This is a genomic window from Paenibacillus sp. B01, from assembly GCF_009649995.1.
GTDB lineage: Bacteria > Bacillota > Bacilli > Paenibacillales > Paenibacillaceae > Paenibacillus_O > Paenibacillus_O pasadenensis.
On the sequence record NZ_CP045802.1, the window covers coordinates 5,093,279 to 5,109,797 of the forward strand.

At 64.1% G+C, this 16,519-nt stretch carries 16 protein-coding genes and 1 riboswitch; of the genes, 3 read left to right on the forward strand and 13 right to left on the reverse strand.

All coding sequences use genetic code 11. From position 1 onward, the window contains the following. Positions 1–36 precede the first annotated feature (36 nt). Complete coding sequence (locus GE073_RS21830) at positions 37–1,329, forward strand: dicarboxylate/amino acid:cation symporter (protein WP_153784363.1); 1,293 nt, start codon at positions 37–39, stop codon at positions 1,327–1,329. A 60-nt stretch (positions 1,330–1,389) separates the two neighbouring features. Here GE073_RS21830 and GE073_RS21835 read toward each other — a convergent pair whose 3' ends face one another. The 11 genes from GE073_RS21835 to GE073_RS21885 form a co-directional block, all read right to left on the reverse strand. Continuing rightward, positions 1,390–2,217: a (2Fe-2S)-binding protein gene (locus tag GE073_RS21835; protein WP_153784364.1), complete on the reverse strand. Its 828-nt coding sequence runs from the start codon at positions 2,215–2,217 to the stop codon at positions 1,390–1,392. 105 nt (positions 2,218–2,322) lie between these two features. Then, on the reverse strand, positions 2,323–3,951 hold the full coding sequence (locus tag GE073_RS21840; RefSeq protein WP_028598631.1) for an MFS transporter: 1,629 nt from the start codon (positions 3,949–3,951) through the stop codon (positions 2,323–2,325). A 64-nt stretch (positions 3,952–4,015) separates the two neighbouring features. Further along, positions 4,016–4,465 carry a MarR family winged helix-turn-helix transcriptional regulator gene (locus GE073_RS21845; RefSeq protein WP_052333153.1) on the reverse strand — a complete coding sequence of 150 codons (450 nt, stop codon included), beginning with the start codon at positions 4,463–4,465 and terminating at the stop codon, positions 4,016–4,018. Between the two features lie 180 nt (positions 4,466–4,645). Beyond that, the gene (locus GE073_RS21850; protein WP_043111208.1) at positions 4,646–5,347 is read right to left on the reverse strand and encodes a sulfite oxidase-like oxidoreductase; all 702 of its coding nucleotides are present in this window, start codon (positions 5,345–5,347) and stop codon (positions 4,646–4,648) included. 5 nt (positions 5,348–5,352) lie between these two features. Continuing rightward, positions 5,353–5,586 (reverse strand): hypothetical protein, encoded by a 234-nt coding sequence (locus tag GE073_RS21855; RefSeq protein ID WP_153784365.1) that lies wholly within the window; start codon positions 5,584–5,586, stop codon positions 5,353–5,355. A gap of 166 nt (positions 5,587–5,752) precedes the next feature. Further along, entirely contained in the window at positions 5,753–6,589 is an 837-nt protein-coding gene (locus GE073_RS21860; protein WP_153784366.1) for an inositol monophosphatase family protein, read from the reverse strand. A 136-nt stretch (positions 6,590–6,725) separates the two neighbouring features. After that, entirely contained in the window at positions 6,726–7,547 is an 822-nt protein-coding gene (locus tag GE073_RS21865; RefSeq protein WP_153784367.1) for a sulfite exporter TauE/SafE family protein, read from the reverse strand. 36 nt (positions 7,548–7,583) lie between these two features. Then, positions 7,584–8,600 (reverse strand): UV DNA damage repair endonuclease UvsE, encoded by a 1,017-nt coding sequence (gene uvsE, locus GE073_RS21870; RefSeq protein ID WP_153784368.1) that lies wholly within the window; start codon positions 8,598–8,600, stop codon positions 7,584–7,586. Then, complete coding sequence (locus tag GE073_RS21875; protein ID WP_153784369.1) at positions 8,597–8,914, reverse strand: hypothetical protein; 318 nt, start codon at positions 8,912–8,914, stop codon at positions 8,597–8,599. Before GE073_RS21875 ends, uvsE begins: the two co-directional genes overlap by 4 nt. Before the next feature lie 78 nt (positions 8,915–8,992). Further along, positions 8,993–10,120, reverse strand: a complete 1,128-nt coding sequence (locus tag GE073_RS21880) for a D-alanine--D-alanine ligase (RefSeq protein WP_153784370.1) — start codon at positions 10,118–10,120, stop codon at positions 8,993–8,995. Positions 10,121–10,207: 87 nt separating this feature from the next. Beyond that, a complete protein-coding gene (locus tag GE073_RS21885) occupies positions 10,208–11,326 on the reverse strand; it encodes an amidase domain-containing protein (protein ID WP_153784371.1) in 1,119 nt (372 codons plus the stop codon). A 208-nt stretch (positions 11,327–11,534) separates the two neighbouring features. Next, positions 11,535–11,726: riboswitch (cyclic di-AMP (ydaO/yuaA leader) on the forward strand. Between the two features lie 5 nt (positions 11,727–11,731). Here GE073_RS21885 and GE073_RS21890 point away from each other — a divergent pair. Further along, the gene (locus GE073_RS21890; RefSeq protein WP_028598622.1) at positions 11,732–12,322 is read left to right on the forward strand and encodes a hypothetical protein; all 591 of its coding nucleotides are present in this window, start codon (positions 11,732–11,734) and stop codon (positions 12,320–12,322) included. A 157-nt stretch (positions 12,323–12,479) separates the two neighbouring features. On the opposite strand, the gene GE073_RS21895 is transcribed toward GE073_RS21890, so the two are convergent. Together GE073_RS21895 and GE073_RS21900 are read right to left on the reverse strand one after the other, a co-directional pair. Then, a complete protein-coding gene (locus GE073_RS21895; protein ID WP_153784372.1) occupies positions 12,480–13,850 on the reverse strand; it encodes a dicarboxylate/amino acid:cation symporter in 1,371 nt (456 codons plus the stop codon). Positions 13,851–14,100: 250 nt separating this feature from the next. Beyond that, positions 14,101–14,871 (reverse strand): IclR family transcriptional regulator, encoded by a 771-nt coding sequence (locus tag GE073_RS21900; protein ID WP_028598620.1) that lies wholly within the window; start codon positions 14,869–14,871, stop codon positions 14,101–14,103. Positions 14,872–15,176: 305 nt separating this feature from the next. Between GE073_RS21900 and GE073_RS21905 the strand changes: the two genes are divergently transcribed. Beyond that, positions 15,177–16,211: an alpha/beta hydrolase gene (locus GE073_RS21905; protein ID WP_101807716.1), complete on the forward strand. Its 1,035-nt coding sequence runs from the start codon at positions 15,177–15,179 to the stop codon at positions 16,209–16,211. The last annotated feature ends 308 nt before the right edge of the window (positions 16,212–16,519 follow it).

Consider the following 16,519-nt stretch of genomic DNA (forward strand, 5'->3'; position numbering starts at 1 on the left):
GCCTGACCATCGACCAGACCAGAAAGAGGGATTCCGATGAAAATCAACTTCAGAAACCTGACGGTCCAGGTACTGACCGCCATCGTGATCGGCATCGCCATCGGGTATTTCTTCCCGAGCTTCGGGGCTTCGCTCAAGGTGCTCGCCGACGTCTTCATCAAGCTGATCAAAATGGTCATCACTCCGATCGTGTTCTTCACGATCGTCATCGGCTTCGCCGGCATGGGCAGCATGAAAAAGATCGGCCGCATCGGCGGCAAAGCGCTGCTTTACTTCGAGCTCGTCACCACCTTCGCCATGGCGATCGGCATCGCTGTCGCCTTCCTGATCCGTCCCGGCGACGGCATCGACACCTCCGGCGTCGACAGCAAGTCCGATGCGGTAGCCGGCTACGCGCAGCAGGCTTCCGAAACCTCGCATGGCTTCAAGGACTTCCTGCTCGGCATTATTCCCGACAACGCGATCGCTGCCATGGCGAGCGGACAGATGCTGCCGGTGCTGTTCTTTTCCGTCCTGTTCGGCCTCGCGCTTTCCATGATCGGCGAGAAAGGCCGTCCGGTGACCGAGTTTTTTGAGAAGCTGAACGAGATCTTCTTCAAAATCGTCGGCATCATCATGAGGTTCTCTCCGTATGCGGCAGGCGGAGCGATGGCCTATACGATCGGCAAATTCGGTCTCGGCTCCCTGCTGTCGCTGGGGAAAATGATGGTCGCGACGTACATGACCATGTTCCTGTTCATCATCGTCATACTCGGCCTGATCGCCCGCTACTACAAGTTCAGCATCTTCGGCCTGATCCGCCACATCAAGGAGGAGATCCTGCTCGTGCTCGGCACCTCCTCCTCCGAGTCCGCGCTGCCTCGCCTGATGAACAAGATGGAGACCTACGGCTGCTCCAAGCCCGTCGTCGGGCTCGTCGTTCCTACCGGCTACTCCTTCAATCTGGACGGCACCAGCATCTACCTCTCGATGGCGGCGCTGTTCATCGCCCAGGCTTATGGCATCGAGCTGACGCTCCTCCAGATTCTGACCTTCCTCGGCGTGCTCATGCTCACTTCCAAAGGAGCGGCAGGCGTGACCGGCTCCGGCTTCATCACGCTTGCGGCTACGCTGGCCGCTCTGCCCGGCCATCCGATTCCGCTCGAGGGCATCGCGCTGCTTATCGGCGTCGACCGCTTCATGTCGGAGGCCCGCGCCATCACGAACCTGATCGGCAACTCGGTGGCGACCGTCGTCATCGCCAAGAGCGAAAATCAGTTCCAGTCCTCCAAAGAGCCTGGCCTGGCAATAGGGACTGCTGCCGGCCATTCCGCTTCTGTCGAAGCTTGAGCCGGGCGGGACCGGATTCGCTTCCCGGCACGTCATGCCGCTCTTGCGTATCCTGCCCTTCTACCCCGCCAGCTCCGCCTGCACCTGCACCCGCCGCTCCGCGCGCTGCTCGGGCGTCAGCATCGGGCAGGTGTAGCACTTCTGGCCGCCCTCGCGCTGGTCGTACAGGCAGCAGGACGACTGCATCATGAGCTTGTCGCCGCCGGTCGGATACGGATTGTCGCAATACCGCGCCTTATGGACGAACGGGTTGCGCCTCGTGCCGAACGCCTCCGCCGGGATGCCCTCGGCGAGCACGCGGAAGGCAAGCGCCATGCGCTCCCGCACCGGCTCGGGCAGCGGCATCGTGCCGGCGAACTCCTTCATGTACTCGCTCATGGCGCCGTACTGCTGCCAGATCGCCGCGGCCTTCAACCCCGACGCCTCCGACACGGCCTCGACCGCCGGCCTGACGAACGACCGCACATAGTCCGTCCACGCCGCCGCCAGCAGCTCCTCCGCCCGTTCGGACGGAACCGGCTGAGGCAGCAGCTCCTTGATGCGGAAGCCGAGATGCGCATGATCGTCATGCGCCTCGACCTGGAACGTCAGCCGCTCCGGCGACAGGTCGAGGATCGACTCGTACATCGCATACAGATAAGCCTGCGTCAGCAGCAGCTTGCCGATCGTCGTCCCGACGAACGAAGCGGGCAGCGCCCGGCTCGTCGCCTGCACGGTCGCGCCTCCGAGATCCAGCGCCCCGCCGAGCGACTCCGCGTCGAAGAAGCGGTCCGCGTCCATCTCGAACAGAGGCTCGTCCGCCCCCTCCGGGGAGATATGGTAATACATCTTGATGATGCCGAAATCGAAGCTTGCCGCCTCTTGCGCCACGCCGATCACCTCGTCCACATAATGCCTTTCCTTCCTTCAGCTTACCACAACGGCTTCAGCCAAAAAAACAGAGCCTTTCCGGTCGGGGACCGAAAAGGCTCTTCTTCATCTCCTTGCAGGCGATCAGCTCTCGCTCTGCAGCTTGCCTGCCGCCGCGCCGGCGCTCTCGCCTTCGGCCGGAGCCGGAGCGGTCTGGTTCGTCGTGCGCAGCGGAATCTCCCGCAGGAAGAACACGAGCACGAGCGAGACGCAGAGCACGAGCGTGCCGACGAGGAAGACGAGCGCCAGCGTGTCGCCGAGCGCGCCGCGGAACTGCTCGATCAGCTGCAGGAACAGCGTCCGCGCCTGCTCCGGCAGGCCGGCTGCCGTCTCGTCGATGAGCGGCTTGTTCATGAGCAGGTTCGGGTTGGCGAACCCGGTCAGCTGCTGCGCGACGGTCGGATCGAGCTGGCTCAGGTCCGGCATGTTCGGCGAGGTCAGCGTATCCTTGAGGTTTTTGGTCAGCGTATTGGACATGACCGTGCCCATGACGGCGATGCCGATCGTGCCGCCCAGGTTGCGGAACAGCTGCGAGGACGCCGTGACGACGCCGAGCTCGGTATGCGCCACTGCGTTCTGGGTGGCCAGCGAGAATACCGGCATGCCCATGCCGATGCCGATGCCGAAGATGCACATGCTCAGCACGGCCATGCCGACGCTGTTCATGAGGACCATGATGCCCATGCCGAGAATCATGATCGGCACGCCGATCAGAGCGTAGCGCTTGTACTTGCCGCTTTTGGAGATGCGCTGTCCGATGAGCGCGCTCGTCACGACCATGAAGATCGACATCGGCATCGTGACGTACCCGGAGTACGTGGCGGAGATGCCGAGCACGCCCTGGACGAAGAACGTCAGGTAGATAAGCGCGCCCATCATGCCGAAGTTCATCAAGAAGCCGATGAGGTTCGAGACGGTGACGATGCCGTTCTTGAACAGATGCAGCGGCAGGATCGGGCTCTTGGCGTAGCGCTCGACCATCACGAAGATGAAGCCGGACACCAGCGCGGCTGCGAACAATCCCAGAATCTCAGGCGAGCCCCACGCATGGTTCGGGCCGGCCAGGGAGAATCCGAGCAGCAGCGGCACGATCGTCGTCGTCAGGAACAACGAGCCGAGAAGGTCGATCTTCTCCCCTTTGACGCGCTCGATTTTCGGGAAGAGCACCCAGATCATCGCGAACGCGACGACGCCGAGCGGCAGGAAGATCCAGAACAGCCAGTGCCAGTCGAGATGGTCGACGAGATAGCCGCCGAGCGTCGGGCCGAGCACGCTCGAGAAGCCGAAGACGGCGGTCATGAGGCCCATCCACTTGGAGCGCTCGCGCGGAGAGAACAAGTCTCCGACCGCCATGAACGCCGTCGACTGGATGATGCCGGCGCCGATGCCCTGGATGCCGCGGTACGTGATGAACTGATAGACGTCGCTGGACGTGCCCGTCAGGAACGCCCCGATGATGAACAGCAGGATGCCCGCCAGGATGAACGGCTTGCGTCCGAACATGTCGGACAGCTTGCCGACGAGAATCGTGGCGATCGTCGAGGTCAGCAGGTAGATGTTGATCGTCCAGGTGTAGTACTCCATGCCGTCCAGAATCGCGATGATGCGCGGCATCGCCGTGCTCGTGATCGTCTGGTTGATGGCCGCGAAGAACATGGCCGCCATGACGGCGATCATGATCGACAGCTTTCGTTTATGCGTTAAATGTTCCATGATGTCTCTCGTTCTCCTCGTTTCTTTTCTTTGTCCGCCATTCGGCCGCGCCTTGGGCGCCGCCTCAAGCTTCCGCCGCGCTCTGGCCCTCCGCCGGCACGTCCTCGGCCAGCTTCTCCATCAGGCCGGAGAGCGTGCGCTGCTCCTCCACGGTCAGCTTGACGAGCCTCCGCTCGATCAGCTTTTCCCTCAGCTGCTGAAACTTCTCCAGCGCCTTCCTGCCCTCGTCCGTGATCTCCACAAAAACAGCTCTCCGATCTACGGTGTCCGGTTTTCGCCTTACCCATCCGCCCGACTCCAGCCGATCCATCATGACGGTGACGGCGCTCGGCTTGACCTCCAGCTTGTCGGCGATCAGCGCCAGCTTGCACGGTCCCTTGACCTTGACCAGATGCAGCGCGAACAGCTGCGTCCGCGTCATGCCGCATTCCTTGAGCAGCTCCGGCATGGACATCTCCATCGTCTGGATGAAGGCTTGCACGGCGGCGTGAAATCGCTTGGCCTCCTCTTTCACTCGCGCGCCTCCTTTTGTTAAATCAATAATATATTTATACTCCTTTAACTATATCAATGTCAAATACTTTTAAGCATGAAAAAACCGCCTCGCGAATGCGAGGCGGTCAGCATGCATGTCCAGGCGATCCGGCCGGAAAGGCCGGAGTCTGGCAGCGGGCGGACGAAAGGTCCGTCCCGCTCAATCGTAGTCCTTGTGGACCCATTCGTCCTCGGGCAGTTCGAAGCCTTCCTCCGAGTAGCGCTGCTCGCGGAATGGATCGGCCTCGTTGTGGAAGCCGTTGCGCTCCCAGAAGCCCGGACGGTCCTCGGTCATGAACTCGAAGCCGCGCAGCCACTTGGCGCTCTTCCAGAAGTACAGATGCGGCACGACGAGGCGCAGCGGCCCGCCATGCTTGTCCGTCAGCGGCTCCCCGCCGTAGCGGAAGGCGAGCAGGATGTCGTCGCCCATCAGATCGGCGAGCGGCACGTTCGTCTCGTAGTCGTAGTCGCCGTACACCATCACATGCTTGGCCTCCGGCAGCGGCTCGATGCCCAGATGACGCAGGAAGTCGCGGAAGAGGATGCCCTCCCACACCGTATCCATCTTGGACCAGCGGGTGACGCAGTGGATGTCGCGCATGACGCTCACGCGCGGCAGGCTTTCGAGCTCGGCGAACGAGAAGCGGCGCTCCTCCCGGACCGCGCCGGTCACGCGCAGGTCCCAGGTCGACATGTCGTAGGCCGGAACCGCCCCTTCGTGCAGGATCGGGAACCGGTCGGTCACCGTCTGGCCGGGCGGCACGCGGTCGCCGTATTTGGCGTCCGGCTTGATCTTCTGGAGCAGCGCCGCCGCATTGCGCTTCAGGCGCTCCGCCTTGTCGCTCTCGTAAGGCTGGGCCATCGGCGTTAGACGCCCATCCGCCGGCGCTGGTTGTTCGGCTTCTTGTTGAGCTGGCTGCGCAGCTCCTTCGCTCCGCCCTGGGCGCCGCTCTGGCCTTGCTTGCCGACAGCCTGCGTCTGCTTCTTCTGCTGCAGCTTCAGCTTGGCCGCCTCGGCCAGCGACATTTTTTTCGGCTGGGCTTCGGCTTCCGCCGCCGCTCCGTCCGCCTGGACTTCCGCCGATTCGTTGCGTTCGGTCATGTGTATCCCTCCATGCTTGTCCGTTTGATGATTCCTACCGCTAGTGTAGCCTATTTTGCCCCGAAGCGCCATGCGCAAAACGGCTATAGCCGAATCGCTCCCTCGTCTTTCGTCCGCCCCGGAGATCCGGATTCCGGTCAGGCGCGAGCGGCTGCGGAAGCTCCCGTCATGCCGAGGGCGCGGCCAGCTCGGCCTGCAGCTCCTCGTGGATGAGGCCGTTCGTCGCCAGCACGTCGCGCACGCCGAGATGGTACGGCTCCCCGTTCTGGCCGCCGACGCGTCCGCCCGCTTCCTGCACGAGCAGCGCGCCGGCGGCGATGTCCCAGCTGCTCAGGCCGACCTCCCAAAATCCGCTCAGCCTGCCGGCCGCCACATAGGCCAGATGGAGCGCGGCCGATCCGCCCGAGCGGATGTTGCGCACCTGCGGCGCGATCCGCTGCAGCTGCGCCAGGTTGCGCGGCAGCGCCTCGCGATGCTCCGCCGGGAAGCCGGTCGCGACGAGGCTCGTCCGCAGCGCCGTCTCGCCCGACACGCTCATGCGCTTGCCATGGACGTAGGCTCCTTTGCCTTTTTCCGCGATGAACAGCTCGTCCGCCGAAGGATCGTAGACGACGCCTAGGATCACCTCTCCGCGCCGCGCGAGCGCGATCGACACGGTGAAGAACGGGAAGCCGTGCACGAAGTTGGTCGTCCCGTCGACGGGATCGACGATCCATAGATATTCGGCGTCGCGCACGTCCTCCAGCGCCTGCGCGGAGGCGGCCGGACCCGGCTCTACCCCTTCCTCCCCAAGGAAGGAATGGTCCGGAAAGTTCATCATGATCAGGCTGCGGATCAGCTTCTCCGAGCCGCGGTCGACCTCGGTGACGAGATCATGGGGCGACTGCTTCTCCTTGAGCGTCTGGTAGGCGCCGAGCTTGGACTGGATCCATTCCCCCGCCTTGGACGCGCAGTTGATCGCCACCGCCGCGAAGCTCTTGCTGCCTACGATCGGTTCGTTCATGCTTCTCCCCCGTTTCCTTTTCTCTAAATGTAAGCCTTTCCAATGTCCGAATGCAAAATACGGATGCCTCCTCGGTATACGAACGGCATCCGTATTCGGATTCAAGCGACTTCCCGACTTCCCGCGAAGCTCTCCGCTACAGCTGGGAAGCTCCCTGCCAGATGAGCCGCGCGGCCAGCACGAGCAGCGTCGCCCGCAGCAGCCACAGGATCGCCTTGCCGCTCATGCGGCTGGCGATCCAGGCGCCGGCCTTGCCGCCGAGCCAGGCGCCCGGCGCGAGCGCCGCCACGAGCAGCCAGTCGATCTCGCCCATCGCGCCGTGCACGATGCTGCCGCTGATGGACGACAGGAAGATGACGAACATCGACGTCGCCGTCGCCACATGCGGCGGAAACGCGAACAGCAGCACCATGACCGGCACGAACAGCGAGCCGCCGCCGATGCCGAACAGGCCGGAGACGATGCCGACGAGCAGTCCGATGCCGAGCAGCAGCGGCAGGCTGTAGCCGTAGACATGCTCGATGCCCGCGCCGTCGGTCATGCGCACCGTGACCGGCCACTGGCGCGCGGACGGCTTGATGCGGTCGCGCAGGATGAGCAGCAGCGCCATCAGCAGCATGAAGATGCCGAAGCTGAGCTGGAAGGCCGGGCCGTGGAACTTGGACGTCAGCGCCGAGCCGGCCATCGCGCCCGGGCCGCTCGTGATGAACAGCAGCCAGGCGCTGCGGAAGTCCACCTTGCGCTGCTTGGCATAGGTGCGCGAGGAGGCGAGCGCCGTCACGATGAGCACCGCCAGCGACGTGCCGACGGCGGTCGCCTCCGGGATCGGCGCGCCGGTCAGCTGCGGGCCGAGCAGCAGCAGCACCGGCACGATGATGATGCCGCCGCCGAGCCCGACGATGCTGCCGAAGATCGAGGCGACGACGCCTGTAAGCAAGATCAGGATCCATTCAAGCATGCGTTGCGATTCCCCATTTCTTTCCTATAAAAGACGCTACAGCTCGATCGTCGAGCCGTCCACGACGCGGACGCCTTGTCCGGCCGCCTCCAGCTTGCGCATCTCCTCCATCAGCCAGGCGAGCGCCTGGTCCTTGGCCTTGGCCTCGAGCATGCAGTCGATATGCGGCACCGAGCCGTTCACGCTCCGCAGGAAGGCGAGCAGCGGCCCCGGCTCCACGCCGTCGGCATGGCCGCGCGGATCGCTGAGGCTTTTCGGGCTGGAGGCGTGGATCTTGGGCGGCAGCCCCTCCGGCCCGCCGCCCAGGCCGAGCCGCTCCTGCTCCCGGCGCCACGTCGCGGCGATGCGCGGCCACAGCTCGCCATGCAGCGACTCCGGCGTCTCGCCGCCGTCGTTCACCCAGTGGTGATGGATGTCCAGCACGACCGGATTGCCCGTCTGCTCGGCGATGTCCAGCGTCTCGCGCGCGGTGAACGTCTTGTCGTCGTTCTCGAGCGTCACGCGCCCGCGCAGGGCGGACCCGAGCTCGCCGAACTGGCGGACGAAGCGCTCTCCCGACAAGGCCTTGTCGCCGTAGGCGCCGCCGACGTGGATGTTGCATTTAGCCCGCTCGTCCAGCCCCATCGCCTCCAGCATGCGGACATGATGCTCCATGTCGCGGATCGAGCTGCGCAGCACCTCCGGCCGCGGCGTGCTGAACACGCAGAAGTGGTCGGGATGGAAGCTGACGCGCATGCCGTGCTTCCGCACGAACGCGCCGATGTCGGCGAACGCCGGAGCAAGCGCCGGATACGGGTCCCAGCCGCTCAGCGCTTCATGCGTGGCGAGCGGGATGAGCTTGGAGGAGAACCGGTACAGGTGGATGTCCGAATAGCGGTTGTTGTTCAGGATGCGCAGCGTGCTGCGCAGATTGTTTTCGGCGATGCGCTCCAGCCTGGCGAGGCCGGCCTCCCGGTCGCCCAGCTTGGCGAAGTTCGTGTAGGTCATCGTGCGCGACGGGGAGGCGTTCTCCAGCAGCAGGCTCATCGCGACAAAGCCGAAGCGGACGATCATCCCCGCTCTCCGAAGAACATCTCATGCGCGAGGTTCGTCTGGACGCGCGACTCTTCCTCGGTCAGCTTGCGCACCAGCTCCATCTCGACCTGGGTGACCTCCTGGCCCTGGAAGTTGATCTCCGCGATGGAGGCGAGGATGCGCACGATCGCGATCGCGCGGTTGTCCGGCGTGTACGCGATCACCTTCTGGCCGGTCGGAAAGACGCGGAAGCCGCTCTTGACCATCTTGCCCTTGCCGTATTCCAGCAGCTCGTACAGCTCCTGCTCGGACTTGAATTTGCAGACGGAATTGAACTCGGTGGCGAAGCCCATCGCTTGTCCCTCCTCTTTATGTAAAAAAGCGCCTCCCCAGAGCAGGGCTCTGCCTGGGGAAAGCACGCTTGCTGCGGCTCAGCCGCCGTAGTGGATCTTCTGCTTGTCGGCGTGGCGCGCCAGCGCCAGCTCGATCAGCGTGTCGAGCAGCTCGCGGTACGGCATTCCGGTTTCCTTCCACATGAGCGGGTACATGCTGTACGGCGTGAAGCCCGGCATCGTGTTCACCTCGTTGATGAGCAGCTGGCCGTCGCTCCTCCGAAGGAAGAAGTCGACGCGCGACAGGCCCGAGCCGTCGATCGCCAGATAGGCGCGGATCGCCATCTCGCGCACCGCCTCGGCCGTCTCGGCCGGCAGGTCGGCCGGAATCTGCATGATGCTCGTGCCGTCGACGTACTTGGCGTTGTAGTCGTAGAAGTCCGCGCCGCTGATGACCTCGCCGGGCACGGATGCCCGCGGCTCGTCGTTGCCGAGCACGCTGACCTCGATCTCGCGCGCGTCGACGAACTCCTCGACGACGACCTTGCGGTCGTAGCGCAGCGCCAGCTCGACGGCGGCGATCAGCTCCTCGCGGTTTTTCGCCTTGGAGATGCCGACGCTGCTGCCGAGGTTCGCCGGCTTGACGAAGCACGGATAGCCGAGCGCGACCTCGATCTCCATGACGAAGAACGTATGGTCCTTCTCCCACTGCGTGCGGTTGAAGCTGCGGTAGATGCACTGCGGCAGCCCTTCATGGGCGAACACTTTTTTCATCGTGATTTTGTCCATGCCGACCGCCGAGGCGAGCACGCCCGCGCCGACGTACGGGATGTTGGCCATCTCGAGCAGCCCCTGGATCGTGCCGTCCTCGCCGAAGGTGCCGTGCAGCAGCGGGAAGATGACGTCGACCGCCTTCTCCGGCGCGGCGGCGGCGGCCGCCGCCTGCAGCGCCGACTCGCCGGCCGGCGCAGGGGCCAGGCCGCGGAATACCGGCGCGAGCGCCAGGCTGCTGTCGCCGCCTTCCAGCTTCAGCTGCTCCACGCTGTCCGGAGCCGCGAGCAGCACGCCTGCCGAGCGCCATTCGCCCGTTTTGGTGATGTAGAAGGGCTGAATCTCGTATTTGCCGAAATCGAACGCCCCCATGACCGCCAGCGCCGTCTGCAGCGACACCTCATGCTCCCCCGACTTGCCTCCGTAGACCAGTCCGACGCGAATCTTCTCTCCCATGATGTTAGCCCTCCGGTACCCTCTAGAAATTAGGATGCCAACAACCGGGTCCGCCCATGCGGACCGGCTGCCGGCATCCTGGCCGTGCTACATGCTGTCGCTCAAATGATAGAACCGGTAGCGGGTCTGCTCCGTCCACGCGTACGAATCCTTGTAGTCCCAGTAGCGGTGGCGGCTCGGCACCGTATTGGCGTTGACGAGCGGCATGCCGTCCCCGTCGAACGCCGTCACGACCGTCGTATGCTGGAAGCGGCCGTCGCCGTTCCAGTCGTAGGTGATCACGTCGCCGAGCTCCAGCTCCGCCGCGCTCTCCACCGGCGTCGCCCGCATGCCGGACGAGCGCGGAAAGCTCAAGTAGAGCTGGAACGCGTTGGACACGGCCCAGCTGTAGCTCCACTGCTCCTGGCCGCCCGTCCGTCCCTTGTACCACCAGCCGGATTCCCTTTTCCCAGTATAGTTCATCGGCGCTTCCCCTGCAAAGACGCACTGCGACACATAATTGGTGCAGTTGACCTCGAATTCCTCGTAAGCGGGATTCGGCTCGTTCCACCACTGGTCCGCGTAGGCCGCGACCAGCTCGCGCCGGTACCGGGCGGCGCGGGAGCGGGTGTTGATGCGCGGAACGACGCCATAGTTAAGGAAAGGACGCGGCGCGCCGGGCGGCTGGATGCCGCTGCCGCCGCCGTTGCCGTAGGAGCGGTGCTCGGCGAGCGCGCTGTCCGCCGCGGCATGGCCGTAGCGCGGCCGCCGCTCGCCGACGAGCGGCTCGACCCGCGTCAGCCGCCAGCTCCCGTCCGCGCCGGCCGGTGCGAGCCATATCCGCTCGCGCTCGATCCGCTCCTCCGTATACTGGCGGCCTTTGTGCTGGACATGCCGCTTCAGATGCAGCTGGAGCACGACCGACACCTCCGCGCCGGATTCGTTGACCTTGACCAGCGCGGCCCGCGTCTCGCATTGGGAGGTGAGCAGATCCCGCTCCTCGGCCCGCTCTCGCTGCCGCTGGAGCCGGTGCAGCAGGCGCAGCCGATGGTCCGCGTCCGTCATGATTCCGGCGAGCGCGCTGTCGCGCAGCTCCACCTCGGCCTGGTTGCAGGCCTGCACATAATGCTGCACGGCGCCGCGCCAGCCTGCGGGCGGCTCGCTCCGTCGCTCCTCCCCGCCGGCATCGGCTTGCGGAGGCCTTTTTCCCACCTTGATCCGCGCCATCCTTCCCCATCCTCTCCGAAGCGCTATTTCTCCATCTTAATTTCCATCCTATGACGGATGCGCTCCGGATTATGATCCTTTTCCATGAGAGCGCTTTAGAGCGACGATGGGTCCGCATGGACGAGTTCCCGACAGCATTTCATCGAATTTTCGCTAAATATAGCCTTTTACAAGACAGGCCGGCCTGAAGTATGATAAAGTTCAGCACATTTCTATTCTGCTGAATTCCACGAAAGTGGAAGCGGGGGAACCAACCGCAGGCGCCTTGTCGCGCCTGCCGGGGTGAATCCGGCGCGCACCCGACGCGCGGCTGCCGAAGCCGCCGCGGACTGCGCCTGGTAGGGCTACTCTCTTGGCCCGAATCCGTCAGCTAACCCCGTAAGCAACCAAAGGAGAGGTTCGACCATGTCTTTGCAGGAACGCTTCACCGGCGGTCCGGAGCCGAGACGGCTGCGAGCCGTCCACCGCTCCGCCGCCTGTTGCGCCGAGCAGGAAATCGCCTGCTCCGCCTCGCTGCCGCTTCCGGTCGTACTGGATGCGTCCGAGGTCATCGAGGAGGCGGGGCACGACGCCCGCCACGCTGCTCTTCTGGTCGAGGAGCCGCTCGCTCCCGACCGCCGCATCCGCCGCATCGACCTGTTCATCAGCCGCACCACGGCGATGCTTGCAGGCGGCAGCGGCGACTATCTGGTCGCGCTTCATCTTTATGCAGGCTCAAGCCTGCACCGTGCCGTCGTCACGATGTCCTACTCCGAGGCTCCCGCCGACTGGCAGAGCTGGAGCGGCTGGTTCCAATCGTTCGTCGGCGTTCCGAGCGACGAGGTCATGTCGGTGCTCTATTATGACGCCGAGTGGATCAGCGATCATCGGGACCGTCTTTTGCGCAAGGCTCTGGAGCCCGGCTCCAGAGAAGCGATGCCCTTTCCCGCCACCGCCTTCTGGAGAAGGCACTACCTCATCGAATCTTCCGACATCCATATCCAGCACTCGATGTAATCCAGGCAACCCGCTGATCCCTGCCGCATGATCCGCTCATGCAGGAAGCCCCCGAAGGGCCATGTCCCTCGGGGGCTTCGCTGCGTTCATGGGGTTGAAAACAGGGACGAAGCGGAGCCGGCTCCGCTTCGTCCCGTTCATTCCGCTGCGCCCTGCTTTACGCGTGGCTCAGCTCCAGCTCCTCTTCCTCGTCGCGGTTGTAGCTCTCGCGGTCGAACTCGTCTTCCGACACGGCGACGAGCAGCGACGACACGGTCGTGCCGGTCGCGTTGACCGCCGTGCGGCCCATGTCGACGACGGCGTCGATCGCGAGCACGAGGCCGAGCCCTTCCAGCGGCAGGCCGAGCGCGGTCAGGACGACCGTCGTCGAGATCGACGCCGGTCCCGGCACGCCGGCGACGCCGATCGAGGAGATCGTGCTGACGAGCACGATCAGGATGTAGTCGGAGATGCCGAGCGGCACGCCGTACACCTCGGCGACGAAGATCGCCACGACCGCCGGCCAGACGCCGCCGCAGCCGTTCATGTTCATCGTCGCGCCGAGCGGCGCGACGAAGCTGGCGATGCGCGGCGACACGCGCAGCCGCTTGGTGATGACCTCCAGGTTGACCGGCAGCGTCGCGTAGCTGCTGCGCGTCGTGAAGGCGACGGCGATCGTCGGGTAGATCTTGCGCAGGAACTTGAACGGATTGAGCTTCGCCCAGAACGTGACGAGCGAGCCGAACGTCAGGATGAAGTGCAGCAGCAGCGCGACATACGTCGCGAGAATGAGGCTGATGAGCGGCTTGAGCGTATCGAAGCCGTAGCGCGCGGCCATCGAGCCGATCAGCGCATACACGCCGTATGGCGTCAGGCGGATGATGTACTTGGTCACCTGGTTCATGACCTGCTTGAGCGATTCGATGACTTGGCGCACCGGCTCGGCCGCCTCCGGCTTGCGCGAGCTGAGCTGCACGATGGCGACGGCGATGAAGATCGCGAAGATCAGCACCGGCACGACCTTGGCGTCGGCCATGTCGCCGATCGGGTTGGACGGCACGAGGTTCAGGATGACCTCGGAGAACGTCGGAATCGTCCGCGCCTCATACCCTTCCGGCGTCTCCTGGGCGATGCCCGAGCCCGGGTTGAACGCCAGCGCCACGAGCAGGCCGATCAGCGCTGCCACGCCGGTCGTGCCGATGAAGAGCAGGATCGTCTTGGTGCCGATCTTGCGCAGCTGCCCGAGGCTCGAGATCGACGAGATGCTGGAGACGACCAGCACGGCGACGAGCGGGATGACGAGCATTTTGATGAGGTTGACGTAAATGGAGCCGAGCGTGCTGATGCTCGTGGCGTCGATCTCCAAGGAGTTCAGCGTCACGCCGACGACGAGGCCTATGCCGAGCGCGAGCAGCACCCGATAGCCGAAGCCGACGCGGCGCCGCGCCAGCCAGACGAGCAGTCCGATGACGATGAGGGAGACAAGCAGGCTGATCCAGTTCGTCTGGAACGCATGCACGAGGTTGTTGTTTTCAGGCAATGAGTCCATCCCCTTCATATCCTAGTGATTTACTATGCTATAGTATACTAGCGAGGTTGACTTCTTATGTCAACGTTTATTTAGCCCGTGAATAATAATTGGCATGAAGCTTCGACGCCTCCAGCTCGCCGAATCAAGGCACTCCAAGCTCCCGCGCCAAAAAACCCGCAGAGCCCGGCGCCTTCACAGGCCGCCTCTGCGGGTAATAGGAAACCGGATCGGCGCCGCATCCCTGTGCAGACGCCATAATCGAGGGCGCTCAGCCCGGCAGCATCGCGCCCATGCGCGTCGCCGACTGGACGACGAGCGCCGACTGCTCGCGTATGATGGCCGGCGTGAAGCGCGCGGCCGGTCCCGATACGGACAGCGCCGCCGCCAGCCGACCGCTGCGGTCGAACACCGGAGCCGACAGCGCCGCCGCTCCCGGCTCGCGCTCCTCCATGCTCGTCGCGTAGCCGAGCCGACGGATCTCCTCCAGCTGCTCGCGGAACGACTGCGGGTCGATTCCTTGCGGCAGCGCCTCCAAGGACATCATCTGCGCCGCCAGCGCCGGCTCGGCAAAAGCGATGAGCACCTTGCTCGAGGCTCCGACGTACAGCGGCAGCCGCACGCCGACCGGCGCCACGCGCCGGATCGCCTGGTTGCTCTGCACGGCCTGGATGCGGATCCGCTCGCTGCCGTCCCGCACGTACAGGCTCACCGTCTCCCCGAGCGTGTCGCGCAGCCTCTCCATCTCCGGCAGGCAGATGACCGCCGGGTCGCCCGACCGCGACCGATGCGCCGACAGCTCCCAGATGCGCATGCCGAGCCGGTAGCGCTCGGAGCTGCGGTCGCGCTCGAGGAAGCCCTTGTCCTCCAGCGTCGCCAGCATCCGGTGTACGGTGCTCTTGTGCAGCCCGACCCGCTCCGCGATCTCGGTCATCGGCAGGTCGCTCTCCGTCGTAAAGCAGAGCAGGATATCCAGCGCCCTCTCGACGGCCCTTACATTCGATTTTCCATCCTCGGCCTTGCCGCTACGGGACGGTTCCATGCGCTCACCTGCTTTCTTTCCGGGGCGGAGAAGGCCATGACGCTCCTCCGTTCTCATTGAGAATCATTATCATTATAGGGGAGAAAGCGGAGTCCGTCTACCCCGATTCGGTTTCATTCAGTGAAACTAAGATTCTCCTAGTATAACTCGTTTCCTTTATCTCGTAAAGAAACGGCTTCATTTTACGGCAACATTACAAGTGCTTAACAATTGCTCGACATGAATTGACAGCCCGGACAATAGACGCATACAGTAGTAGTACATAGGATCTAGAACGCTTACAAAACAAGGGAGGGGAAGACGAAATGAGCAGCTCTGCCCTGCATACGCCGCTGAACTCGCCGCTGCAGCTGGACCCGTCCCTCTCTTCCGTGCTTCCTCGCCGCGACACGCGCCGCAATGCGCTCGTAGCCGCCGTGTCGGCCGGCGCCGCCCTGCTGCTGCTGCTGATTGTCGCCTTCCACGGCTATATCGCCTGGATGGTCGCGTATCCCTATGTCGCCCCGGTCCATTCCAATCCGATGGAGGCCAAAGGCCTCGCTTATGAAGACGTGACCTTCCCGAGCCTCAGCGGACGCACGACCGTAAGCGGCTGGTACATCCCCTCCTCCCCCGGCCGCTCGATCCAGAGCGAGTCCGAGCGGACGATCGTGCTGAGCCACGGCTACGGCGCGAACCGCGAGGAGACGTGGGTGCCGATGTACGACCTCGCCAGCCTGCTCCACCGGCTGAACTATAATGTCCTGATGTTCGATTACGGCTATGCCTCCCAGCAGTACCGCGCTCCGGCGACCGGCGGCTGGGAGGAGTCTCAGCAGCTGCTCGCCGCCGTCGACTACGTCCGCGCGAACGGCTCCAAGGAAGTCGTCGTCTGGGGCTTCAGCATGGGCGCCGGCACGGCGCTGCAGGCCGCCCTGCAGACGGATGCGATCGATGCGATGATCCTCGACAGCACCTTCGTGGCCAGCCCCGACACGCTGTTCGACAACGTGCGCAACATCATCGACCTGCCGCGCCTGTCGCTGCCGCTCATCGAGAAGCTGCTGCCGCTCTGGACCGGCGTCGACTTCAACAAGATTCCCGCCGAGCAGGTCATGAGCACGAACTACTCCATTCCAATCTACATGATCCACGGCACGATGGACGCCAAGGCCTCCTACCAGTATGCGGAGACGATCGCATCCCGGCAGACGAATCCGCTGTCGCGCGAATGGATCGTGAACGGCGGCCAGCATGAGCTGCTGTTCCGCCAGCATCCCAAGGAGTACATCCAGCGCGCCGCGCTGTTCCTCAGCCAGGTCAACCAGTCGCTGGAGCAGGAAGGCCGACTGGACGCGTGAGCGGAATTCCTGATTGGCGCGACACTTGAAAATATCCAAAAGCACGAAGCCGCTCCTCTCGCAGGGGCGGCTTCGTGCTTTTCATGAACGGGAAGGGCTCCAGCCTCTTCCTCGCAAGCTCGATCCGGCTGAACACGAATGCCGGTCGCCGCCGCGGGATGCCGCCTCCTCAGCGCAGCGGAGCGGTTTTTTTCGCCTGCCGCTCATATCCCCGCCGGTCGACCGAATACACCTAAGCGAGAGCCATGCGTCCGCCGGCGGCCGCGAATCGACCTTCGCCTCGCCGGTCCGACCATGAAAAGGAGGGT